The 22,621-nt window shown below is 63.2% G+C and carries 21 protein-coding genes and 1 pseudogene; 18 read left to right on the forward strand and 4 right to left on the reverse strand.

Features of this window, described 5'->3' with window-relative positions; genetic code table 11:
• From DBR46_RS30650 to DBR46_RS28895, 6 genes and pseudogenes are all read left to right on the forward strand, one after another.
• A pseudogene (locus DBR46_RS30650) lies at positions 1–334 on the forward strand (ornithine cyclodeaminase); the annotation flags it as partial.
• A gap of 245 nt (positions 335–579) precedes the next feature.
• Complete coding sequence (locus tag DBR46_RS28875; RefSeq protein ID WP_124529638.1) at positions 580–1,359, forward strand: ABC transporter substrate-binding protein; 780 nt, start codon at positions 580–582, stop codon at positions 1,357–1,359.
• A 170-nt stretch (positions 1,360–1,529) separates the two neighbouring features.
• A complete protein-coding gene (locus tag DBR46_RS28880; protein WP_124529640.1) occupies positions 1,530–2,231 on the forward strand; it encodes an ABC transporter permease in 702 nt (233 codons plus the stop codon).
• Positions 2,228–2,941 carry an ABC transporter permease gene (locus tag DBR46_RS28885; RefSeq protein ID WP_124529641.1) on the forward strand — a complete coding sequence of 238 codons (714 nt, stop codon included), beginning with the start codon at positions 2,228–2,230 and terminating at the stop codon, positions 2,939–2,941. Before DBR46_RS28880 ends, DBR46_RS28885 begins: the two co-directional genes overlap by 4 nt.
• 3 nt (positions 2,942–2,944) lie before the next feature.
• Positions 2,945–3,775 carry an ABC transporter ATP-binding protein gene (locus DBR46_RS28890; RefSeq protein ID WP_305955610.1) on the forward strand — a complete coding sequence of 277 codons (831 nt, stop codon included), beginning with the start codon at positions 2,945–2,947 and terminating at the stop codon, positions 3,773–3,775.
• 5 nt (positions 3,776–3,780) lie between these two features.
• Entirely contained in the window at positions 3,781–4,278 is a 498-nt protein-coding gene (locus DBR46_RS28895) for an Lrp/AsnC family transcriptional regulator (RefSeq protein WP_016974875.1), read from the forward strand.
• Positions 4,279–4,368: 90 nt separating this feature from the next.
• Here the strand turns inward: DBR46_RS28895 and DBR46_RS28900 are convergent, their stop codons facing one another.
• From DBR46_RS28900 to DBR46_RS28915, 4 genes are all read right to left on the reverse strand, one after another.
• Positions 4,369–5,259, reverse strand: coding sequence for a TIGR03915 family putative DNA repair protein (locus DBR46_RS28900; protein WP_124529643.1), 891 nt, complete (start codon positions 5,257–5,259; stop codon positions 4,369–4,371).
• Positions 5,256–6,476: a putative DNA modification/repair radical SAM protein gene (locus tag DBR46_RS28905; protein WP_124529645.1), complete on the reverse strand. Its 1,221-nt coding sequence runs from the start codon at positions 6,474–6,476 to the stop codon at positions 5,256–5,258. The genes DBR46_RS28900 and DBR46_RS28905 overlap by 4 nt, the downstream gene beginning before the upstream one ends.
• A 101-nt stretch (positions 6,477–6,577) precedes the next feature.
• Positions 6,578–7,915 (reverse strand): lysine N(6)-hydroxylase/L-ornithine N(5)-oxygenase family protein, encoded by a 1,338-nt coding sequence (locus tag DBR46_RS28910; protein ID WP_124529647.1) that lies wholly within the window; start codon positions 7,913–7,915, stop codon positions 6,578–6,580.
• A 120-nt stretch (positions 7,916–8,035) separates the two neighbouring features.
• Positions 8,036–8,551, reverse strand: coding sequence for a sigma-70 family RNA polymerase sigma factor (locus DBR46_RS28915; RefSeq protein ID WP_256659417.1), 516 nt, complete (start codon positions 8,549–8,551; stop codon positions 8,036–8,038).
• A gap of 226 nt (positions 8,552–8,777) precedes the next feature.
• Here DBR46_RS28915 and DBR46_RS28920 point away from each other — a divergent pair, with 226 nt between their 5' ends.
• From DBR46_RS28920 to DBR46_RS28975, 12 genes are all read left to right on the forward strand, one after another.
• On the forward strand, positions 8,778–9,947 hold the full coding sequence (locus tag DBR46_RS28920) for an efflux RND transporter periplasmic adaptor subunit (protein ID WP_124529651.1): 1,170 nt from the start codon (positions 8,778–8,780) through the stop codon (positions 9,945–9,947).
• Position 9,948: 1 nt separating this feature from the next.
• Positions 9,949–11,922 (forward strand): MacB family efflux pump subunit, encoded by a 1,974-nt coding sequence (locus tag DBR46_RS28925; protein WP_124529653.1) that lies wholly within the window; start codon positions 9,949–9,951, stop codon positions 11,920–11,922.
• Entirely contained in the window at positions 11,915–13,315 is a 1,401-nt protein-coding gene (locus DBR46_RS28930) for an efflux transporter outer membrane subunit (RefSeq protein WP_124529655.1), read from the forward strand. Before DBR46_RS28925 ends, DBR46_RS28930 begins: the two co-directional genes overlap by 8 nt.
• A 107-nt stretch (positions 13,316–13,422) precedes the next feature.
• On the forward strand, positions 13,423–14,172 hold the full coding sequence (locus DBR46_RS28935; protein ID WP_124529657.1) for an alpha/beta fold hydrolase: 750 nt from the start codon (positions 13,423–13,425) through the stop codon (positions 14,170–14,172).
• A gap of 107 nt (positions 14,173–14,279) precedes the next feature.
• Positions 14,280–15,047: a FadR/GntR family transcriptional regulator gene (locus tag DBR46_RS28940; RefSeq protein WP_124529659.1), complete on the forward strand. Its 768-nt coding sequence runs from the start codon at positions 14,280–14,282 to the stop codon at positions 15,045–15,047.
• Positions 15,048–15,286: 239 nt separating this feature from the next.
• The gene (locus DBR46_RS28945) at positions 15,287–16,489 is read left to right on the forward strand and encodes an ABC transporter substrate-binding protein (protein ID WP_124529661.1); all 1,203 of its coding nucleotides are present in this window, start codon (positions 15,287–15,289) and stop codon (positions 16,487–16,489) included.
• Positions 16,490–16,546: 57 nt separating this feature from the next.
• Entirely contained in the window at positions 16,547–17,407 is an 861-nt protein-coding gene (locus DBR46_RS28950) for a branched-chain amino acid ABC transporter permease (RefSeq protein ID WP_124529663.1), read from the forward strand.
• A gap of 1 nt (position 17,408) precedes the next feature.
• Positions 17,409–18,419: a branched-chain amino acid ABC transporter permease gene (locus DBR46_RS28955; protein WP_124529665.1), complete on the forward strand. Its 1,011-nt coding sequence runs from the start codon at positions 17,409–17,411 to the stop codon at positions 18,417–18,419.
• Entirely contained in the window at positions 18,416–19,165 is a 750-nt protein-coding gene (locus DBR46_RS28960; RefSeq protein WP_078049325.1) for an ABC transporter ATP-binding protein, read from the forward strand. Before DBR46_RS28955 ends, DBR46_RS28960 begins: the two co-directional genes overlap by 4 nt.
• Positions 19,165–19,860: an ABC transporter ATP-binding protein gene (locus tag DBR46_RS28965; protein ID WP_124529667.1), complete on the forward strand. Its 696-nt coding sequence runs from the start codon at positions 19,165–19,167 to the stop codon at positions 19,858–19,860. The genes DBR46_RS28960 and DBR46_RS28965 overlap by 1 nt, the downstream gene beginning before the upstream one ends.
• Before the next feature lie 13 nt (positions 19,861–19,873).
• Positions 19,874–21,142, forward strand: a complete 1,269-nt coding sequence (locus DBR46_RS28970; protein WP_124529669.1) for a Zn-dependent hydrolase — start codon at positions 19,874–19,876, stop codon at positions 21,140–21,142.
• Positions 21,139–22,542, forward strand: coding sequence for an amidase (locus DBR46_RS28975; RefSeq protein WP_124529671.1), 1,404 nt, complete (start codon positions 21,139–21,141; stop codon positions 22,540–22,542). Before DBR46_RS28970 ends, DBR46_RS28975 begins: the two co-directional genes overlap by 4 nt.
• Positions 22,543–22,621: the final 79 nt, after the last annotated feature.

Raw genomic sequence — 22,621 nt, forward strand, 5'->3', positions numbered from 1 at the left:
ACGTATCGTCGAGCGCGCCCGCGTGATCGTCGAGTACGAGCCGCAAAGCCGTATCGAAGGTGAAATCCAGCACATGCCGGACGATTCGCCAGTGACCGAGCTGTGGCAAGTGATTAACGGCCAACGGCCCGGCCGCGAAGACCCGCGCCAAGTCACGCTGTTCGACTCGGTGGGTTTCGCCATCGAAGACTACTCGGCCCTGCGCTACGTGCTGGATGTGGCCAAGGCCCTCGACGTGGGTAGCACGCTGGAACTGGTGCCAGACCTGGCCGACCCGAAAGATCTGTTCGCCCGCCTGGCCCAGCCTGTCGCACAGCAGAAAAAGCGCGCCTGAGAACGCTCTGGCCTGCCGCTTTGCGTCGGCGGCGGGCCAGGTTTCCGGGGATGAAAAGCCGATTCAGCGGGTCTTGCAGCCGATTCCGCTGCATTGCCCGATTTAACAGCGCAATTTGCGCTTTATGCGAGGGGTAAACGACACAAAAAACGCACCACCTTGAAGCATTCTCTCCGCCAACAAGAACGATTTGTTACAGCTCATTGACTGCCCTGACATCAATTACAAAATATAGGGACTACACCATGACTCCACTGCGATCACTCTTCGCTGCGTTGCTGTTGCCACTGTGCGCCACCGCCGCTCACGCCCAGGAATGGAAAGAAATCCGCTTCGGCGTCTTCCCCGAATACCCGCCCTTCGAATCCGTGGCCGCCGACGGCAGCCTGCAAGGTTTCGACATTGAACTGGGCAATGCCATCTGCGCCAAGCTCGAAGTCAAATGCACCTGGGTGCACAACGAATTTGACGGCATGATCCCGGCCCTGCGCGCGCGCAAGTTCGACGCCATCATGTCGTCCATGGCCGTGACTCCGGCCCGCGAAAAAATCATCGACTTTACCGACCGCCTGTTCCTCAGCCCGACCTCGGTGATCACCCGCAAGAGCGCCAACTTCGGCGACACCCCGGAATCGCTGAAAGGCAAGCAAGTCGGCGTGCTGCAAGGCTCCCTGCAAGAAGCCTACGCCCGTGCGCACCTGGCCAAGCTCGGCGCGCAGATCAAGGCGTACCAGTCCCAGGACCAGAACTACGCCGACCTGCAAAACGGCCGCCTCGACGCGACCCTGACCGACAAGCTCGAAGCCCAGCTCAACTTCCTGTCCAAGCCTGAAGGCGCTGACTTCAAGACCGGCCCGGCGTTCAAGGACCCGACCCTGCCCCTGGACATCGCCATGGGCCTGCGCAAGAACGACCAGGAACTGCGCGCGCTGATCAACAAAGGTATCGCGGCCGTGCAGGCGGATGGGACTTATGCCGAGATCCAGAAGAAATACTTCGGCGATCAGGACATCTACAACGAGTAAGCCAACACTGACCCTGTGGGAGGGGGCTTGTGTGGGAGCGGGCTTGCTCGCGAAAGCGGTGGATCAGTCAAACATCTATTGACTGACACTCCGCATTCGCGAGCAAGCCCGCTCCCACACAAGCCCGCTCCCACAGGGGGATATCTGTGCCCTTCAGAGATACTCCCTCCATGAATGACCTCCTCAACTTGCAGGGCTACGGCCCCATGCTCGCCCAAGGCGCGTGGATGACGCTCAAGCTGTCGTTCCTCGCCCTCGCCCTGAGCCTCGTCCTGGGCCTGATCGCCGCCGGCGCCAAGCTTTCCCGCGCGAAATGGCTGCGGCTGCCGGCCACGGCGTACACCACGCTGATCCGCAGCGTGCCGGACCTGGTGCTGATCCTGCTGATCTTCTACAGCCTGCAACTGTGGCTCAACGACCTCAGCGAAATGGCCGGCTGGGACTACTTTGAAATCGACCCGTTCACCGCCGGGGTGGTGACCCTGGGCTTTATCTACGGCGCGTATTTCACCGAGAACTTCCGTGGCGCAATCCTCAGCGTGCCCGCCGGCCAGTTGGAGGCGGCCACCGCCTACGGCCTGAGCCGCTGGCAGCGTTTCCACCTGGTGCTGTTCCCGCAACTGATGCGCTTTGCCTTGCCGGGCCTGGGCAATAACTGGCTGGTGCTGCTCAAGTCCACCGCGCTGGTATCGATCATCGGCCTGTCGGACCTGGTCAAGGCCGCGCAGAACGCCGGCAAGACCACCAACGAGCCGCTGTACTTCCTGATCCTCGCGGGCCTGGTGTACCTGGTGATCACCACCCTCTCCAACCGCATCTTCAAGCGCCTCGAACGGCGCTACAACCTCGGCATCAAGGGGATGGCGCGATGATCGAACTGTTCCAGCAATACGGCCTGGCCTACCTGTTCAGCGATGGCGCGGGTTTGTCCGGCGTCGCCATGACGTTGTGGCTGTTCATCATCTCGGTGGTGCTTGGGTTTTGCCTGTCGATCCCGTTGGCGCTGGCGCGGGTGTCCGAGCACTTCTGGTTGCGCTGGCCGGTGGAGGTCTACACCTACCTGTTCCGTGGCACGCCGCTGTATATCCAACTGCTGATTTGCTACACCGGGCTGTACAGCCTGGAGGTGGTGCAGGACAACGCCCTGCTCAACCAGTTTTTCCGCAATGCGCTGAACTGCACCCTGCTGGCCTTTGTGCTGAACACCTGCGCGTACACCGTGGAGATCTTCGCCGGGGCGATTCGCAATATCCCCCACGGCGAAATCGAAGCCGCCCGCGCCTACGGCTTGCACGGCTGGCGGCTGAACCTGTTCGTCGTGGTGCCAGCGGCCCTGCGTCGCGCATTGCCGGCCTACAGCAATGAAATGATCCTGATGCTGCACGCCACCTCCCTGGCGTTTACCGCCACCGTCGCCGACATCCTCAAGGTGGCCCGCGACGCGAATGCCGAGACGTTCCTCACGTTCCAGGCGTTCGGCATCGCCGCCCTGCTGTACATGCTGCTGTCCTTTGCACTGGTGGGCCTGTTCCGACTGGCCGAACGTCGCTGGATGCGTTTTCTTGTTCCTACCCGAGGCTAACCCATGAATCAGTCCGCGCAGGCCCTGGCCGCATACCCCATGGATACACCCGCTGCAAAAACCAGCACCGCCGCCGTCAAGCTGCAAGTCGAAGGCATCCACAAACGCTACGGCGACCACGAAGTGCTCAAGGGCGTGTCCGTCAATGCGCGCAACGGCGATGTGATCAGCCTGATCGGCGCCAGCGGCTCGGGCAAAAGCACGATGCTGCGCTGCATCAACTTTCTCGAACAGCCGGACGCCGGGGTCATCACCCTCGACGGCATCAGCATCGAAATGCAGCCCGGCCGCGCCGGCACCCGCGCGCCGCACCAGGCCCAACTGCAAAACCTGCGCACACGCCTGGCCATGGTGTTCCAGCACTTCCACCTGTGGAGCCACATGACCGTACTGGAAAACATCACCATGGCCCCGCGCCGGGTGTTGGGCGTCAGCGCCACCGAGGCGGAAAAACGCGCCCGCCTGTACCTGGACAAGGTCGGCCTGCCGGGCCGCGTGGCCGATCAGTACCCGGCGTTCCTGTCCGGTGGTCAACAACAACGCGTGGCCATTGCCCGCGCCCTGGCCATGGAACCGGAGATCATCCTGTTCGATGAACCGACCTCCGCTCTCGACCCAGAACTTGTAGGAGAAGTCCTCAAAGTCATACAGACGTTGGCCGAGGAAGGTCGTACCATGCTGATGGTCACCCACGAGATGGGCTTTGCCCGCCAGGTGTCCAGCCAAGTGCTGTTCTTGCACCAGGGCCGGGTCGAGGAACAAGGCGGTGCCGAGATCCTTGACCATCCCAACAGCGAGCGCTTGCAGCAATTTCTTTCCAATCGTCTGAAGTGAAACCCATGGATACCAAGGCCAACGGACCCCATTCCTCCCCTGCGCTGGATCGCATCGATGAAGCCATCATCGAAGTGCTGCGCCACCAGGGGCGTATCACCTACGAAAAGCTCTCGTCGCTGGTGCACCTCACCCCCAGGCCCTGCCTGGAGCGGGTGCGCAAGCTGGAGCGACGCGGGGTGATTCGTGGGTACGGGGCGATCATCGATGTACAGATGGTCTCGCCGGGGTTGTCGCTGCTGGTGCTGGTGGCCTTGTCCAACCAAAGCGGGCGCTCGGCGCAAAAGGCCTTTGAAGCCTGCGTCAAAGCCTGCCCGCAGGTATTCGAATGCCAGCTGATCAGCGGGCCGTTCGACTACAGCCTGCGCATGCGCTGCCGGGACATGGAGCATTACCGGGTGCTGACGGAGACCTGGTTGAACAATGACGAGTTGCATATTGATAAGTTGGTGGCGCACCCGGAGTTGGCCGTCGTCAAGAACACCGCCACCGAGCTGGCCTGAAAGGCAATTCGCCAACCACTGCATAACCCCTGTGGGAGCGGGCTTGTATGGGAGCGGGCTTGCTCGCGAATGCGGAGTGTCAGTTAAAAATCAAGTGACCGACACTCCGCTTTCGCGAGCAAGCCCGCTCCCACACAAGCCAGCTCCCACATTGATCGGGTTCGCAATTCTTTTGCCGGGCTTGGCGCCAATCAACTTGGCCTGCCCATCCTTCTGCTTCCCCGTCCGCGCCTCGCTGATCAACCCCGGGATCAACTTGCCCTCCGGCAGGTTCTTCCAGAACCGGCTCGGCAAGTGCCCTTCCATCACCTTGGGATTCAACCGCGCCGGGTTGAAGATGTGGCTGTAGTAGGTCAACCACATCTCGCTGTGGGGGTCCTCGACATTCTGTGCCAGCTGCCGCCAGGCCTCGGGGCATTCGCGCTGATGAAGGAGTTGCTCACCGTCGTAATACACCCCGTCCAACGGCGTGGCGATCATCCAGCGATGGCGGCCCATGCGCCCGACAAAATGCTGGCTGGCTGACTTCAAGATATCGTGGGCCGGCTCATGCCAAGCCACATACTCCGGCAGCTCAGGGCCGGCCTCAGCCGGTAGTGCAACAAAACGCACAAACGCATGCAGATGGTGCGCCTCGCGGTGTACCTGCTTGATTCGCCGCTGCAACTCGCTGCCCAACTTGTCCCCCGCCAACATCGCCGTACGGTCGCCATGACTGACGCGCCACAGCACTTCATACAACAGGCTCCAACGCTGCTCGCCGTGGTAACAGGCTGCCGACTCCAGCAACTCCAGCAGCGCCTTGGGCACCCGCGTCTGGAACGGCCCCAGCCCTTCAGGAATCGGCACATCGGTGGCAAACAGGTCCGCCACCTCCGCCTCGCCCCAGCTCACCTGGCTGGGATCGACCTGATGGCTGAGCAACCAGCGGGCCTGTTCGCGCCAGGTGCTGAAAAGGTTGTCGCATTCCAGGCTGATCATCCCCACAACCCCATTTGCTGCGGTTGCGGGCGGTCACGCAGTTGCTCGCGCAACAGCACGCTGGTGCGCTCTGCCTGCTGCGGGTGGTAGTCGCTGGTGATGAAAAACGGCTTGGCCTTGGCCAGCACGCAGCGCATGCGCGCCAGGTCTTCGAAACGGATCTTGCGTTCGCGGCGCAGGTCCACCAGGCGCTGGGTGGTGCGCAGGCCAATGCCGGGGATGCGGGCGATCAGGGTCGGTTCGGCGCGGTTCAGGTCCAGGGGGAACACGTCGCGGTGTTCCAGCGCCCAGGCCAGCTTGGGGTCGATGTCCAACGCCAGGTGGCCGGGGCCTTCGAACAGTTCATTGGCGCTGAAGCCGTAGCTGCGCAACAGGAAGTCGGCCTGGTACAAGCGGTGTTCGCGCATCAGCGGCGGCGCGGCGAGCGGCACGCTTTTCGGGCTGTTGGGAATGGGGCTGAACGCCGAGTAGTACACGCGGCGCAGCTTGAAACTGCCGTACAACGCCTCGGCACCGTGGAGGATGGTGCTGTCATCGGTGTCGTCGGCACCCACGATCAGTTGCGTGCTTTGCCCGGCCGGGGCGAAACGCGGCGCACGTGGCTCGTTGCGCACCGTCTGCTCGCCGGTATAGATGGTCTGCATGGCCTGCTTGATCGACACGATCTTCTTTTCCGGGGCCAGGGTCTGCAAGCTGGCCTCGGTCGGCAACTCGATGTTCACGCTCAGGCGATCGGCATAGCGCCCGGCCTCGGCAATCAGCGCCGGGTCGGCATCGGGAATGGTCTTGAGGTGGATATAGCCGCGAAAGTCATGTTCTTCACGCAGCAGCTTGGCCACGCGCACCAACTGTTCCATGGTGTAGTCGGACGAGCGGATGATGCCAGAGCTGAGAAACAGCCCGCTGACGCAATTGCGCCGGTAGAAATCCAGGGTCAGGCTGACCACCTCCTCCGGGCTGAAGCGTGCACGAGGCACGTCGCTGGAGCGGCGGTTGACGCAATATTGGCAGTCGTAGAGGCAGAAGTTGGTGAGCAGCACCTTGAGCAACGACACGCAGCGCCCATCCGGCGTGTAGCTGTGGCAAATGCCCATGCCATCGGTGGAGCCCAGCCCGGCCTTGCCCTCGGAGCTGCGTTTGGGCGCGCCGCTACTGGCGCAGGACGCGTCGTACTTGGCGGCGTCGGCAAGGATGCTGAGTTTTTCGATCAACTGCATGGAGGGCTACCGATACTGGTTTTTTGTACAGTACCAGTAGCCCAGGCTTCACGCCAGTGCCGCCCGTAAGACTGTGGCGAGGGCGCTCTGAGCTGGATTAATCAGCTGGCAGTAGCGAGCAACAGGTCCTGCACCGAACGGCCCTTGCCACGGCTGCGGTCATGCTCATACAGCGACGCCGCAATCTCATCCGCGCGAATCGGCAGCACCGACAGCAAGGTGTCGCTCAAACCATGGCTGGCCTGGCTGAAACCCTGGATGTAGATGCCAGCCTTGCAACGCTCGTCGGTGACGATGCGGTAATCGCGGGCCACCTCGAAGTCGCCCATATAGGCTTCCAGCGGCGCCAGCAAGGCGCGGTGGGTCTGGCGCTCGTAGCCGGTGGCAAGGATCACCGCGTCGTAATGGCTGACACTGGTTTCGCCGTTGGCGTTGTTGCGCAGCACCAGTTCGATGCCCAGCGGGCCTGGCGTAGCCTTCTCCACCACGGTCATGGTACGGAACGCCTGGCGCGCGATGCCGGAGACCTTCTGGCGATAGAAGATGCCGTAGATGCGTTCGATCAGGTCCAGATCCACCACCGAATAGTTGGTGTTCTGGTATTCGGCCACCAGGCGCTCACGCTCGGCGCCAACTTGCTGGAACACCAGGTCGGTGAAGGCCGGTGAGAACACTTCATTGACGAACGGGCTGTCATCCGCAGGCTTGAGCGCCGAACCGCGCAGGATCATGTCGACTTGCACCGACGGGAAGCTGTCGTTGAGGTCGATAAACGCCTCGGCCGCGCTCTGCCCACCGCCGATGATCGCGATGCGCATCGCCTTGCCGTCGACGCACGGCTGCTGGGCCATGCGTTCCAGGTATTGGGAGTGGTGGAACACGCGGCTGTCGCCCTTGAGCGCCTTGAACGCCTCGGGAATGCGCGGCGTGCCACCGGCGCTGACCACCACCGAACGGGTGGTGCGCACATGCTGCTCGCCCAGCGCATCGCGGGAGATCACGCGCAGCGCTTCAACCTGTTGTTGATGCAGGATCGGCTCGATGGCCAGCACTTCCTCGCCGTAATGCGCCTGGGCCTGGAACTGCCCGGCAACCCAACGCAGGTAGTCGTTGTACTCCATGCGGCACGGATAAAAGGTGCCCAGGTTGATGAAATCCACCAGGCGGTCGTGGGTTTTCAGGTAATTGACGAAGGAATACGGGCTGGTGGGGTTGCGCAGGGTTACCAGGTCCTTGAGGAACGAAATCTGCAGTTCACTCTGGGTCACCAGGGTATTGCCGTGCCAGCGGTAGTCGGCTTGTTTGTCGAGAAACAGCACGTCCAGTTTGCCCTGGGCTTTTTCGCGCTCCTGGAGGGCGATGGCCAGCGCCAGGTTCGAAGGGCCGAAACCGATACCGATCAGGTCGTGAACCGCGGGCGAAGCAATTGCCTGTGTCATTCCAGTGTCCTCTGGATAAGCCCCTTGGCGGTGGGGCGGGAATACCTTTCAAGACCTGCACAACAGGTCGTGTGTTGATAGGAAACGAGGACAGTGAAATAAAATTTAACTGATTGCCGATCAGTGCGCTTCCCACTCGCGCATCCGTACCCGGCAGTGCTTCATCGCGTTGACGATGTGCTTTTCCACGAGGCTGCGGGAAATACCCAGGCGATCAGCGATTTGCGGGTGGGACAGACCATCGAGCTTGCGCAGCAGGAAACTGTCGCGGCAAGCCGCCGGCAATTCCGCCAGGGCGCGCTCGACCATGGCCAGGCGCTGGCTGTGGTCATGGCTGGCATGGGGTGAATAGCTGGAGAAGCGCTCTTCGGCGTCCAGCACTTCCAGCGGTTCGTTTTGGCGCGCCGCGTTGCGCCGGTGCCCGTCGATCACCAGGTTCAGCGCGGTGCGGTACAAAAACGCGCGGGGTTGTTCGATCGGCGTGTCGCTGGAGCGCTCCAGCACCCGCACATAAGCGTCATGCACCACATCTTCGGCCACCTGACGGTTGCCCAGCTTGGCGTTGAGGAAACACACCAGCTCGCGATAGTAGTTTTCCAACATGACTCCCGACCGCCTGGAGAGGCAGGATCCGATCCTTGTGCGCTGTAAGAAAGAGTCCCAAACGATGATGGCAGTTTGAGTGCGTGCAATTTATAGTAATTCTCATCTACTTTTAAAGCAGTCTCGTATCAATGGACGATTTTTTTACGCAATGGAGGCGTAACCGTTTGTGTAACCGCCTAAATCCCCGTGCAATTTCCTCGTTTAACTGTCAGCTCTGCGCAACTGCGCTCCGATATTCCCCGGCTGGAACCCAAGCATGAAACGCTCTCGACCTGCCCGACGCGCGCTGCTGGTGATCGCGTGCCTGATTCCCGTACTCGGCGTTGCCGCCTGGCAGGTGCTGCCACCGGGCCGCGACACCCTCGCCACCGTCACCGTGACCCGCGGCAACATTGAAAACAGCGTCACCGCCCTGGGCACCCTGCAGCCCCGCCGCTATGTGGACGTGGGCGCCCAGGCGTCCGGGCAGATCCAGAAGATCCACGTCGAGGCCGGCGACCGCGTCAAGGAAGGCCAGTTGCTGGTGGAGATCGACCCGTCCACGCAAAAAGCCAAGCTCGACGCCAGCCGCTACGCCATCGAAAACCTCAAGGCCCAGTTGCAGGAGCAAAAAGCCCTGCACGAACTGGCACGCCAGAAGCACCAGCGCCAGCAACGCCTGGAGGCCGGCAACGCGACCCGCGAAGAAGACGTGCAAACCGCCAAGGCCGAACTGAGCGCCACCCAGGCGCGGGTCGCGATGTTCCAGGCGCAGATCCTCGAAGCCCAGGCCCGCCTGCGCAGCGACGAGGCCGAGTTGGGCTACACGCGCATCTATGCGCCCATGGACGGCACCGTGGTCGCGGTGGACGCCCGTGTCGGCCAGACCCTCAACAACCAGCAGCAGACCCCACTGATCCTGCGCATCGCCAAGCTGTCGCCGATGACCGTGTGGGCCGAAGTCTCGGAAGCCGATATCGGCCACGTCAAACCGGGCATGACCGCATATTTCACCACCCTCAGCGGCGGCAACCGGCGCTGGACCAGCACGGTGCGGCAGATCCTGCCGATCCCGCCCAAACCCTTGAACGAAACCCAGGGCAGCGGCAGCCCGAGCAGCGCCGGCAAGACCGGCACCGGCCGCGTGGTGCTGTACACCGTGCTGCTGGACGTAGACAACACCGACAACACACTAATGGCCGAGATGACTGCCCAGGTGTTTTTTGTCGCCAGCCAGGTCAAGGACGCCCTCACCGCCCCCGTTGCTGCACTGCAAGGCAGCCACAACACCGACACGCAGATCGCCCGGGTGGTCGCCAAGAACGGCCGTATTGAAGAGCGTGAAGTGCGCCTGGGCATCAGCGACCGTCTGCGCGTCGAAGTGCTGCAAGGCTTGAACGAAGGCGATCACCTGCTGATCGGCCCGGCTGACGGCAACGGGGGTTGAGTTGACCACGCCCCTGATCGAACTCAAGAACATCCGTAAATCCTACGGCGGCGGCGACAGCCCGCAGGTCGACGTGTTGCGCGGCATCGACCTGTCGATCCACGCCGGCGAGTTTGTCGCGATTGTCGGCGCGTCCGGCTCCGGCAAATCCACGCTGATGAATATCCTCGGCTGCCTCGACCGCCCCACCGCGGGCGACTACCTGTTCGCCGGGGAAAACGTCGCCCACCTGGACGGCGACGCGCTGGCCTGGCTGCGCCGTGAAGCATTCGGGTTTGTGTTCCAGGGCTACCACCTGATCCCGTCGGGTTCGGCCCAGGAAAACGTCGAAATGCCGGCCATCTATGCCGGCATCAGTGCCACTGAGCGCCACGCCCGCGCCAAGGCCCTGCTCACGCGCCTGGGCCTGGCCGACCGCACGGGCAACCGCCCGCACCAGCTTTCCGGAGGCCAGCAGCAACGGGTGTCGATTGCCCGGGCGCTGATGAACGGCGGCCATATCATCCTCGCCGACGAACCCACCGGTGCCCTCGACAGCCACAGCGGCGCCGAGGTGATGATCCTGCTCGACGAACTGGCGAGCCAGGGCCACGTGGTCATCCTGATCACCCACGACCGCGAAGTGGCGGCGCGGGCCAACCGCATCATCGAGATCCGCGACGGCTTGATCATCAGCGATTCGGCCGACGATCCAAGCTACGTGCCGGCGGTCGCCAACAGCGACGCCCTGCAAGCCGTGGACCTGCGCCAGCGCCTGGCCGACGGTGCCGAGCACAACGGCGCCTGGAAAGCCGAACTGGTGGACGCGGTACAGGCCGCCTGGCGGGTGATGTGGATCAACAAGTTCCGCACCGCCCTGACCTTGCTGGGGATCATCATCGGCGTGGCGTCGGTGGTGGTGATGCTGGCGGTGGGCGAAGGCAGCAAGCGCCAGGTCATGGCGCAGATGGGCGCGTTTGGCTCCAACATCATTTACCTCAGCGGTTCCTCGCCCAACCCGCGCACGCCGCTGGGCATCGTCACCCTCAACGATGTGGCGGCGCTGGCGGCGTTGCCCCAGGTCAAGCGCATCATGCCGGTCAACGGCAGCGACGCCGGGATTCGCTTCGGCAACCTCGACTACCTGGCGTATGTGGGCGGCAACGATATCAACTTCCCGGACATCTTCAACTGGCCGGTGGTCGAGGGCAGCTACTTCACCGAGGCGGATGAACGCGCCGGCGCCACTGTCGCGGTGATCGGCCATCGTATCCGCGAGAAACTGTTCAAGGATGTGCCAACGCCCATCGGCCAATACATCCTGATCGAAAACGTGCCGTTCCAGGTGATCGGCGTGCTCGCGGAAAAGGGCTCCAGCTCCGGCAACAAGGACAGCGACGACCGCGTCGCCATCCCCTACACCGCCGCCAGCGTGCGCCTGTTCGGCACCTACAACCCGGAATACGTGGCGATTGCCGCCGCCGATGCGCGCAAGGTCCACGAGGCCGAACAGGCCATCGACCAATTGATGCTCAAGCTGCACAACGGCAAGCGCGATTACCAGTTGACCAACAACGCCGCAATGATCCAGGCCGAGGCGCGCACGCAGAACACGCTGTCGCTGATGCTCGGCTCGATTGCCGCGATTTCCCTGCTGGTGGGCGGCATTGGTGTGATGAATATCATGCTGATGACCGTGCGCGAACGCACCCGTGAAATCGGTATCCGCATGGCCACCGGGGCACGCCAGCGCGACATCCTGCGCCAGTTCCTCACCGAAGCGGTGATGCTTTCGGTGGTCGGCGGCCTGTTCGGCATCGCCCTCGCCTTGCTGGTGGGCGGCGTGCTGGTGCTGGCCGAAGTGGCGGTGCAGTTTTCCCTGGTGGCGGTGCTCGGCGCGTTTGGCTGTGCGCTGGTCACCGGTGTCATCTTCGGCTTTATGCCGGCCCGTAAAGCTGCCCGGCTCGATCCGGTTAAGGCGTTGACCAGTGAATAAATCCTCCCTTTACCTGCCCGGCCTGTGCCTGTTGCTCAGCGCCTGCGCCGGTCAGCCGCCCGTTACCGACAGCGGCATCGCCGCACCCGCCGCCTGGCAATATGCCGAACGGGATGCGGCGCAGGCCACCAACAGCCGTTGGTGGACGCAATTCGCCAGTCCGCAACTCAACCGCTTGATCGACCAGGCGCGGCGCGACAGTTTTGACGTGGCCGCCGCCATGGCCCGCGTGCGCCAGGCCCAGGCCAGCGCAGTAATCGCCGGCGCGCCGCTGCTGCCCGAGGTGAAATTCAACCTCACCGCCAGCCGTGAAAGGCTGCTGCGCGGCAGCGGCAATTCGGACCTCAATGCCACCGAAAGCAACAACACCGTCAACAGCTTCGATGCCAACCTCACCGCCAGCTACGAGCTGGACTTCTGGGGCGGCCGCGCCGCCGCCCGCGACAGCGCCGTGCACACCCTGCGCGCCAGCGAGTTCGACCGCGCCACGGTGGAGCTGACCCTGCTCAGCAACGTCGCCGACCGCTACGCGCAAACCCTCGCCGCGCGCCAGCGCCAGCAGATCGCAGTGCTCAACCTGGCCAATGCGCGCAACGTGCTCGACCTGGTGCAGACCCGCTACAACGCCGGCTCCGCCACCGCCCTGGAACTGGCCCAGCAGAAAAGCCTGGTGGCCAGCCAACAGCGGCAATTGCCGCTGATCCAGCAGTTGGCCGAAGAGTCGCAGATCACCCTCGCCGCCCTGCTCGGCCAGCCGGTGCAGGCCGTGGACCTGGGCAGCGAAACCTTCCATACGCTGAGCTGGCCGAGCATCGGCCCGGGCGTGCCGAGCCAGTTGCTCAGCCGTCGCCCCGACCTGGCCCAGGCCGAGGCGCAACTCGCGGCAGCAAGCGCCGACGTGACTGTCGCCCGCGCCGCCATGCTGCCCACCGTGACCTTGGGCGCCACCCTCGGCAGCGGCGCCTACAAGGCCAACGAAATCCTGCGCAGCCCGTTCTACACCCTGACCTCCGGGCTGGTGGCGCCGATCTTCAACAACGGCCGTTTAAGCGCCGAGCGTGACAAGGCCCGCGCACGCCAGGATGAGCTGCTGCAAACCTATCGCGGCGCGATCATCAATGGCTTTGCCGAAGTGGAAAAGGCCCTCAGCAGCATCACTCACCTCGACCAGCAGCGCCAATGGCAAACCGAAGAACTGCAACAGGCGCAGACCGCCTTCGGCATCGCTGAAAGCCGCTACCAGGCGGGCGCCGAAGACTTGCTGACGGTCCTCGAAACCCAGCGCACCCTGTACGCGGCCCAGGACTTGAACGTGCAACTGCGGTTGTCTCGGCTACAAGCCAGCATTGCCTTGTACAAGGCATTGGGTGGCGGTTGGCGAACCGATATCTGATAAACAAAAGTCAGCTTTCGTACACCTGTCGTCTGTTCAACCTACATTCATCAACCCCGGGTCCTTGGTAAAAAAGCCGCTATCACACGGCTGCCCGGGACCTCTAGATGACTGTTGTAAAAACCCTGATGTGCGCCGGTCTCTGGCTGGCCGCAAGCCTTGCCCATGGCATGCCGCTGATCGCCCCCACCGCCATCGACTGGCAGCTGGACTGCCAACTCCCCCCGCTTAAACGCCTGGAACCCGACGTACTGGAGCGCACCCAGTGCGGCATCGTCACCGTACCGCGCAACTACGCGGCGCCCCGCCAAGGCAACCTGCGCCTGTACCTGACCCGTGTTGGCGCGCGTGACCCGCTGAGCCGTGAAGGCGTGGTCTTCGCCCAGCCCGGCAACAGCCCCCAGGCCAATCACAGCGGCACCTTCGCAATCCTCTTGGCCGGCAGTTGGGGCGCCTATGCCACCCAGGCCTATCGCACCTTGCTCAATCGCTACGACGTCATCGAACTCACGCCCCGCGACCTCAACCAGGAGAATGGGCTCGAACACGCAGCAAGGGACATGGAGTTCGTCCGCGCCCAACTCGACGAGCCCTACCTGCATTACCTCGGCAGCGCCGACGCCACCCGCCTGGGTAATCGCTACGCAACGCTGTTTCCCGAACGTGTTGCGCGCATGGTGCTGGTCAACGCAGCCCCCGGTGAAACAGCCGCGCCGCTGGTTGACCAACTGCACCTGCGGGAACCTGCCACGCAGAGCACTAGCGGCTGCGTCAACCAATGGGTCGGCGACTTCCTGATCTATGGCAAACACCCGCCACCGTCCACACGCTGCCTCGACCCGGGCGATTGGGAGTAACAATCCGTTTGCGACCTCTTCCCGCGGAAAACGACACCCTGCGTTGACGCTCCGGCCCAATCGTTATTAAGTGCTATTAATCCGCATTAATACGATAAATCGAACTTATGCTAAGCCGCCCGTTGAAACGCAAACGCCAGAAGCTGTCCGACGTGATTGTCGAGTCGGTCAAGCGCTCCATCGTCACCGACGCCTTGAAGCCCGGCGACCGTTTGCCCACCGAACGCGAGCTGATGGAAAGCTTCCAGTGCTCCAAAGGCTCGGCCCGCGAAGCGCTCAAGGCCCTGGAAGTCGAGGGTTTGGTGAGTACGCGCACCGGGCCCAGTGGCGGCGCGTACTTGAACCAGGCCGGCACCGAGCCGGCCAGCCGCGCATTGCGCAACTACCTGCACTTCCAGCATCTGGACGGTGAACAGGTCTACCAGTTGCGCAAGGTGATCGAAGTGGAATTGGCCGTCTCGGTGCTCGGGCGCCTCAGCGAAGACGACTACCAGGCCTTGCAGGACAACGTGGAATTCTGCAGCGCCCCGGAAGACAGCGAGGCTGGCCAACGCGAGCAGCGCCTGGCGGAACTGGAGTTCCACAACCTGCTGGCCAAGGCCTGCCCCAACCCGTTGCTGAGCTTTATGGCGCAGTTTCTCAACGACCTGTTGCGCGACCTGGTGGTGCTGAAAAAAGCCTACAAGCCCAAGCGCAAGCAGTTCGACGCGGCCAACCTCGATTATCACAAGCAACTGCTGATCGCCTTTCGCGCCGGTGATGAAAGTGCGGTGCGCAGCTTGATGCATGAACACATGTGCGATGCCGAACACCATATGACGGCGCTGGAAGGTGAAGTCAGCCCGCATTTTCTATTGGAGTTCGATCATCGTTAAGGACACTGCGAATCCCATGTGGGAGCGGGCTTGTGTGGGAGCGGGCTTGCTCGCGAATGCGGTGTATCAGTCACCGGATGCATTGCTGACCCACCGCATTCGCGAGCAAGCCCGCTCCCACATTTTGACCGCATTCCAACCAACACCCGCGTTATCCAATAACAAGCCTGCCCACAGGCCCAAGCTCCACCGTATCGCCCTTGCCGCTCCTGCCAATAACTAAACCAGGGAGTCACCCCATGCAGCGTCGTACGTTATTGAAAGCCAGTCTCACCGCAGCCGCCGCCCTCAGCCTCCCGCTGAGCGTGCGCCACGCATTCGCCGCCGAGCCCTTTACCTTTTACGGCCTCAAGTCCATGTCTGGCGCCTTTGCCAGCTATGGCAAATTTGCCGACATGGGTTCGCGCCTGGCGGTGCAACAGCACGCCGAGATACTTGGCCGGCCACTGAACTACAAGGTCATCGACACCGAAGGCAACGCCGGCAAGGCCGTGCGCAAGGTGCAGGAAGCCATCCAGCAGGACGGCGCGCGGTTCTTCCAGGGTTGCACGCTGTCGTCGTCGGCACTGGCGGTGGCCAAGGAAGTGGACAAAGTCGGCGGAGTGTTCATGACCCCAGTGGGCGCCGATGAAGTCACCGGCAAGGACTGCAACCACGCGACGTTCCGCTGGTCGGTGCCCACTTACGGCGCGATCCGCGAAACCATGCTGCCGCTGATCAAGCTACTGCCGGACGCCAAGCGCTGGTACACCATCACCCCGCAATACGTGTTCGGCGAAGCGTTGCTGGAAGGCGCGAAAAGCGTGCTCAAGGACAGCGGCCTGGAGCACATCGGTAACAGCTATCACTCGTTGCAGGAACAGGAATTCTCCGGCTACCTGACCAACGCCATCGCCGCCAAACCCGATGTGCTGGTGCTGCTCAACTTCGGCAGCCAGTCGTCCAACACCCTGCGCCAGGCGGTGAACTTCGGCATCAAGGAGCGCATGAAAGTGCTGCTGGTGTGGTCCGCCGGGCTCGACCAGTTCCAGGAACTGGGCAGCGACATCCTCGAAGGCGTGTACCTCGGCGCGCAGTATTGGCACCAGGTCGATACCCCGCTCAACCGCGAACTGGTCAAGCTGACCCAGGCCAAATACGGCATCAACCCCACCTACCCGCTGGCCGCCGACTACATCAGCACCAAGGTCATGCTCGACACCATCATTGCCACCGGCAGTTTCGACGGGCCAACCGTGGCCAAGGCCATGCAGGGCCTGAGTTTCGACGGCCCGACCGGCAAGGAATCGATCCGCGCCGGCGACCACCAGGTGATCAAGGACTACTACCTGCTGATCGGCAAAGCCGCCAGCGAGATGGCCGACAAGGACGACCTGGCCAAGGTGCTCAGCGCCGGCCAGTCGTTCCCGCCGGTGGAAGCCACAGGCTGCACGCTCGCCTGATCCCCTGAACATTGCCGAGCAGGGCCGCGCAAGCGGCGTCCTGCCGAGGGTTCCTGCATGCTTAATCTTTACCTGTTCCAGATACTCAACGGCCTTGGATTGGGGATGATCTACTTCCTGATCGCCGTCGGGCTGACGATCATTTTCGGCCTGCTCAACTTCGTCAACTTTGCCCACGGCGCATTCTTTCTGCTGGGCGCGTACATCTGCTACACCGCCGTAAGCCTCACCGGCAACTTCTGGCTGGCGCTGTTGATCGCGCCGTTGGTGGTGGCCGCGCTGGCGTGGGTGATCGAGCGACTGTTGATCCAGCGGATCTATCACTTGCCGCACATGTTCCAGATCCTCGTGACACTGGGTATCGCGCTGATCATCCAGGAAGCCAGCGTGATGATCTGGGGCCCGGTGGGCAAAAGCGTCGCCGTGCCGGAACTGCTGCGCGGGGTGCTGGTGGTCGGTGACTTTGTGTACCCGCATTACCGCCTGTTCCTGATCGGTTTTTCCGCGCTGATCGGTCTGGGGCTATGGCTGCTCCTGGAACGCACGCGCTTCGGCGCCCTGGTGCGCGCCGGCAGTGAAAGCACCGAGACCGTGTCGCTGCTGGGCACCAATATCTTCCGCTTGTTCTCGATGACCTTCGCCCTCGGCGTGGCCCTGGCCGGCGTCGCCGGTGTGCTGTTCGCACCCTTGCGTGGCGCGCAGCCCTTTGTCGGCCCGGAGATTCTCGGCGTGGCCTTCGTGGTGGTGGTGATCGGCGGCATGGGTTCGTTCAGCGGTGCGCTGGTCGGCGGTTTATTGGTGGGCGTGGTGCAAAGCCTGATGACCACACTCTGGCCCCAGGGCGCGAGCCTGATGATCTACGGCGCCATGGCCGTGGTGATTCTGGTACGTCCTTACGGCCTGTTCGGGAGAGCCTGACATGAGCGAGAAAAATCCCCTGCCGTTCGCCAAGACCCAATCACGCGCGATGTTGCTGTGGGTGCTGGCGGTGTTGATCGGCCTGCCGTTGATCTTGCCCTCGGCGACCCTGGCCACCGAGATCCTGATCTTTGCCATGGCGGCCCTCGCCTGCAACCTGCTGCTGGGCTACACCGGGCTGCTGTCGTTCGGCCAAGGCATCTTCTTTGGTGCCGGCGCGTATTGCGCGGCGCTGCTGATGCTGCACTTGCAGATGGGCTTGTTCACGGCGCTGCTCGGCGCGGCCATCGCCGGTGGTTTTCTTGCCTTGCTGGTGGGCGCCTTGGCGATCCGCCGCACCGGCATCTACTTCGTGATGCTGACCCTGGCGTTCAGCCAGATGGCCTACTTTGTCGCCTACACCCTCAGCGACTGGACCGGCGGCGACAACGGCCTGCTCAGTGTGCCGCGCCCGGAAATCCGCCTCGGTGACACGGTGCTGCTGTCCCTGGCCGACGCCCGTGCGTTCTACGGCTTCGTCGCGGTGCTGTTCCTGCTGATCTTTATCGGCGCCCGCCGGGTGATCGCCTCGCCGTTCGGCAGCACGCTGATGGCGATCCGCGAAAACGAAACCCGTGCTTCGGCCATCGGCTACGACACACGCCACTTCAAGATCCTCGTGTTTGTGCTGTCCGGCGCTGTCACCGGGATTGCCGGGGCGCTGTACGCCATGCTGCTGCACTTTGTGCCGCTGTCGAATATCGACCTGGCGATGTCCGAGAACATCCTGATCATGACCATTGTCGGCGGCACCGGCTCGTTGTTCGGTTCGTTGCTGGGCGCCGGTTCCATCGTGCTGCTGGGGGATTTCCTCTCGGACCTGTGGCCACGCTGGCTGATGCTGCTGGGGGTGATCCTGATCCTGGTGGTGATCTTTATGCGCGGCGGTTTGTGGGGCGGCCTGGCGTCGCTGTTTGAAAAGGTGCGCGGCAGTCGCAAGGCCGCCGTTGTTGCCAAGGAGGAAGTGCTATGAGCATCCTGCTGGAAACCAAGGATCTGGAACTGGCCTACGGCGCCTTCCATGCGGTAAACGGCGTCAACCTCAAGGTCGAAGCCGGCACCATCCACACCATCATCGGCCCCAACGGCGCGGGCAAGACCAGCCTGTTCCACTGCCTGACCGGCGAACGCCAGGCCACCGCCGGGGCGATCCACTTCGACGGCAGGAACCTGATGCGCAAACCGGCCCACGGCCGCGTCGGCCTGGGCATGGCGCGTTCGTTCCAGCTCACCAGCCTGTTCCAGAACCTCAGCGTGCGCGAAAACCTGCGCCTCGCCGCCCAAGGCCGTGATGGTGCGCGGGCGCTGAACTTCTGGCGCCGCGTCGACAGCAAACGCGAGCACCTGGAAATGGCCGACCAGGTCCTGGAACGCCTGCAACTCACTGCACGCGCCGACACCCTGGCCGGCGAGTTGTCCCACGGCCAGCAGCGGGTGCTGGAGGTGGGCATGTCGATCTGCTCCAAGCCCAAACTGTTGATGCTCGACGAGCCCACCTCGGGCATGGGCATCGATGACATCCCGATCATGACCCAACTGATCAGCGACCTCGGCCGCGACCACACGGTGCTGCTGATCGAACACAACATGAGCATCGTCATGTCCATCAGCCAACGCATCACAGTGATGAGCCACGGGCAGATCCTGGTGGAAGGCACGCCGGAATTCGTGCGCGCCGATGAACGTGTACGCACGGCGTACCTTGGGGAGGCTGCCTGATGCTGATCGTCGAGAATATCCATTCCTACTACGACAAGAGCCACGTGCTTGAAGGCGTGTCGCTGACCGTCAACCCCGGCGAACTGGTGACGCTGCTGGGCCGTAATGGCGCCGGCAAGACCACCACGCTGCGCAGCATTCTCGGGATCATTTGCCCGCGTCAGGGCCAGATTCATTTCAACGGCCAGGCGCTGGTGGGGCAGAAGATCTTTGAAATCGCCCGCCAGGGTTTGGCACTGGTGCCGGAAAACCGTGGAATTTTCCGCCTGCTCACCGTCGAGGAAAACCTGCGCATCGCCGCCCGCAAGACCAGCCGCTGGCAGTTGGACGACGTGTACGGGATGTTCCCGCGCCTCAAGGAACGGCGCAAAAACGCCGGGCATGCGTTGTCGGGTGGCGAGCAGCAGATGCTCGCCATCGCTCGCGCCCTGCTGAATGACCCCAAGCTGCTGATCCTCGATGAGCCCACCGAAGGCCTGGCGCCGGTGATCGTCGACGAACTGGTGAAGATCCTGCGCAAGATCAAGGACGACGGCCTGCCCGTGCTGCTGGTGGAACAGAACCTGATGGTCTGCGACAAGCTCGCCGACCGCCATTACGTGCTCGAACAAGGCCGCGTGGTCTACGAAGGCAGCGCCGCCGCCTTCCGCGCCGACCCGACGATCAAGAACCGCTATTTGGCCCTGAGTGCCTGACCGGAGAATGCAGATGAATAGTTTTGCGCAACCGCTCAACAGCAACGCCCAACTGATCAACCGCGACCGCCTGTGGCAATCGCTGATGGATCTGGCCCAGTTGGGCGCCACCGTCAAAGGCGGCGTGTGCCGCCTGGCCCTCACCGACCTCGACCGCCAGGCCCGCGACCTGTTCGTGCAGTGGTGCGAAGCAGCCGGGTGCAGCGTCAGTGTGGATGCCATCGGCAATATCTTTGCGCGCCGCGCCGGGCGCAATCCGGCCCTGCCCCCGGTGATGACCGGCAGCCATATCGACACCCAGCCCACGGGTGGCAAGTTTGATGGCTGCTATGGCGTGATGGCCGGCCTGGAAGTGATCCGCACCCTGAACGATTTGAACATCGAAACCGAAGCGCCGATTGAAGTGGTGGTGTGGACCAACGAAGAAGGCTCGCGCTTTCCGCCATGCATGATGGGTTCCGGGGTGTTTGCCGGGAAATTCGACTTGCAGGACACCCTCGACAAAGTCGACGACCAGGGCCTGTCGGTGGGCGCCGAATTGCAGCGCATCGGCTATGCCGGTTCCCGCGCGGTGCTGGGCCACCCGGTGGGCGCGTATTTCGAAGCCCATATCGAACAAGGCCCGGTGCTGGAAGACCGCGCCACCACCATCGGCGTGGTCATGGGCTGCCTGGGCCAGAAGTGGTTCGACCTGACCTTCACCGGCGTCGAAGCCCACGCCGGGCCGACGCCGATGCACTTGCGCAAGGATGCCCTGGTGGGCGCTGCCGAGGTGGTCAGCGCCGTCAACCGCATCGCCCATCAACAACAACCCCACGCCTGCGGCACGGTGGGTTGCCTGAGCCTGCACCCGGGTTCGCGCAATGTGATTCCTGGCCAGGTGCACATGACCATCGATCTGCGCCACCTGCATGCCGACAAGCTGCAAGCCATGGTCGATGAAGTGCGCAGCGTGATCGAAGCCACTGCCGAGCGACACGGCCTGAGTTTTGAGCTGACGCCCACGGCGGACTTCCCGCCGCTGGACTTCGCCCCGGCCTGCGTCAACGCCGTGCGCGATGGTGCAAGCGCCTTGGGCTTGAGCCATATGGACATTGTCAGCGGTGCCGGGCATGACGCGATTTTCGTCGCCGAACTGGGCCCGGCCGGGATGATCTTTGTGCCGTGCGAAGGCGGCATCAGCCACAACGAAATCGAAAACGCTGCGCCGGATGACCTGGCGGCGGGCTGCGCGGTGTTGCTGCGCGCCATGGTCAATGCAGCGCAAGGGGACCTGACATGAGTGAGATCGGGCAACTGACGGCGGTGCAATTGCTGCAGCATTTTCGCGACAAGACCCTGTCGCCGGTGGAAGTCACCGAAGACGCCTTGCTGCGCATCGAACGCTACAACCCGGTGGTGAACGCCTACTGCCATGTCGACCCGCAAGGTGCGCTGGAGGCTGCGCGGACCTCGGAACTGCGCTGGCTCAAAGGCCAGCCCTGCGGCGCCCTGGACGGCGTGCCGGCGTCCATCAAAGACCTTACGCTGACCATCGGCATGCCCACGCGCAAGGGCTCGCGCACCTCATCCGCCGACGGGCCATGGGACGTAGACGCGCCCTTCCCCGCCTTTATGCGCAAGGCCGGCGCGGTGCTGCTGGGCAAGACCACCACTCCGGAATTCGGCTGGAAAGGCGTCACCGACAACCCGCTGTACGGCATCACGCGCAACCCGTGGGACACCCGCACCACGGCGGGCGGTTCGTCCGGCGGCGCGGGCGCAGCGGCGGCATTGAACCTGGGGGTGTTGCACCAGGGCAGTGACGCGGGTGGTTCGATTCGTATCCCCTGTGCGTTTACCGGTACCTTCGGGATCAAGCCGACCTTTGGTTATGTGCCGCAGTGGCCGGCGAGTTCCATGACGATCCTGTCACACCTGGGGCCGATGACCCGCACCGTCGAAGACAGCGTATTGATGCTGCAGACCATCGCCCAACCGGATGCGCGCGACGGCCTGAGCGGCGCGCCGCGAACCACGCCGTGGTTGACGCCGGGCACGGATTTGAAGGGTTTGCGCGTGGCCTACAGCCCCACGTTCGGCTATGTGGAGGTGGACCCGCAAGTGGCCAAGGTGGTCGCCCAGGCGGTGGAAGGATTGGTGCAGTTGGGTGCCCATGTCGAGCAGATCGACCCCGGTTTCAGCGACCCGCTGGAGGTGTTCAGCACCCTGTGGGCCGCGGGTGCCGCACGCTTGACCGGGCCGATGAGCGACGCGCAAAAACAACTGCTGGACCCCGGCCTGCTGAGTATCGCGCAACGCGGCGAACGCTTGAGCCTGGCGGACTTCAGCGCGGCCCTCGAAGCGCGGGCCGCGTTGGTGGCGCGGATGGCGGCGTTCCATGAGCACTACGATGTGTTGGTGTCGCCGATGATGCCGATCACCGCGTTCGCCGCTGGGCACGACGTACCACCGGGCTCGGGTTTGCAGGAATGGACGGAGTGGACGCCGTTTACCTATCCCTTCAACCTGACCCAACAGCCAGCGGCCTCGGTGCCGTGCGGGCTGGCAGCGAATGGCTTGCCGGTGGGGTTGCATGTGGTGGGCGCGCGGTTTGCCGATGATACGGTTTTGCGGGTTTGCCAGGTGTATGCCAGGGCGTTCCCTACCACACACTTGCAAGCGCCAAAAACTCCGAGTTGAAATGCGATTGAATGTGGGAGCTGGCTTGCCTGCGATGGCGGTGTGGCGGTGTGTCGGCGTACATATCCGTTTCTTCGGT

It is taken from the genome of Pseudomonas sp. KBW05 (assembly GCF_003852405.1).
In the GTDB taxonomy this organism is placed as follows: domain Bacteria; phylum Pseudomonadota; class Gammaproteobacteria; order Pseudomonadales; family Pseudomonadaceae; genus Aquipseudomonas.

What these genes read in the sequence shown, in the direction of transcription:
- DBR46_RS28910 (WP_124529647.1), bottom strand. Translation starts at nt 7,915, where the DNA reads ATGACACAGGCAATTGCTTCGCCCGCGGTTCACGACCTGATCGGTATC.
- DBR46_RS28900 (WP_124529643.1), bottom strand. Translation starts at nt 5,259, where the DNA reads ATGATCAGCCTGGAATGCGACAACCTTTTCAGCACCTGGCGCGAACAG.
- DBR46_RS28880 (WP_124529640.1), top strand. Translation starts at nt 1,530, where the DNA reads ATGAATGACCTCCTCAACTTGCAGGGCTACGGCCCCATGCTCGCCCAA.
- DBR46_RS28885 (WP_124529641.1), top strand. Translation starts at nt 2,228, where the DNA reads ATGATCGAACTGTTCCAGCAATACGGCCTGGCCTACCTGTTCAGCGAT.
- DBR46_RS28890 (WP_305955610.1), top strand. Translation starts at nt 2,945, where the DNA reads ATGAATCAGTCCGCGCAGGCCCTGGCCGCATACCCCATGGATACACCC.
- DBR46_RS28895 (WP_016974875.1), top strand. Translation starts at nt 3,781, where the DNA reads ATGGATACCAAGGCCAACGGACCCCATTCCTCCCCTGCGCTGGATCGC.
- DBR46_RS28940 (WP_124529659.1), top strand. Translation starts at nt 14,280, where the DNA reads ATGCTAAGCCGCCCGTTGAAACGCAAACGCCAGAAGCTGTCCGACGTG.
- DBR46_RS28935 (WP_124529657.1), top strand. Translation starts at nt 13,423, where the DNA reads ATGACTGTTGTAAAAACCCTGATGTGCGCCGGTCTCTGGCTGGCCGCA.
- DBR46_RS28955 (WP_124529665.1), top strand. Translation starts at nt 17,409, where the DNA reads ATGAGCGAGAAAAATCCCCTGCCGTTCGCCAAGACCCAATCACGCGCG.
- DBR46_RS28905 (WP_124529645.1), bottom strand. Translation starts at nt 6,476, where the DNA reads ATGCAGTTGATCGAAAAACTCAGCATCCTTGCCGACGCCGCCAAGTAC.
- DBR46_RS28945 (WP_124529661.1), top strand. Translation starts at nt 15,287, where the DNA reads ATGCAGCGTCGTACGTTATTGAAAGCCAGTCTCACCGCAGCCGCCGCC.
- DBR46_RS28975 (WP_124529671.1), top strand. Translation starts at nt 21,139, where the DNA reads ATGAGTGAGATCGGGCAACTGACGGCGGTGCAATTGCTGCAGCATTTT.
- DBR46_RS28965 (WP_124529667.1), top strand. Translation starts at nt 19,165, where the DNA reads ATGCTGATCGTCGAGAATATCCATTCCTACTACGACAAGAGCCACGTG.
- DBR46_RS28960 (WP_078049325.1), top strand. Translation starts at nt 18,416, where the DNA reads ATGAGCATCCTGCTGGAAACCAAGGATCTGGAACTGGCCTACGGCGCC.
- DBR46_RS28920 (WP_124529651.1), top strand. Translation starts at nt 8,778, where the DNA reads ATGAAACGCTCTCGACCTGCCCGACGCGCGCTGCTGGTGATCGCGTGC.
- DBR46_RS28875 (WP_124529638.1), top strand. Translation starts at nt 580, where the DNA reads ATGACTCCACTGCGATCACTCTTCGCTGCGTTGCTGTTGCCACTGTGC.
- DBR46_RS28950 (WP_124529663.1), top strand. Translation starts at nt 16,547, where the DNA reads ATGCTTAATCTTTACCTGTTCCAGATACTCAACGGCCTTGGATTGGGG.
- DBR46_RS28970 (WP_124529669.1), top strand. Translation starts at nt 19,874, where the DNA reads ATGAATAGTTTTGCGCAACCGCTCAACAGCAACGCCCAACTGATCAAC.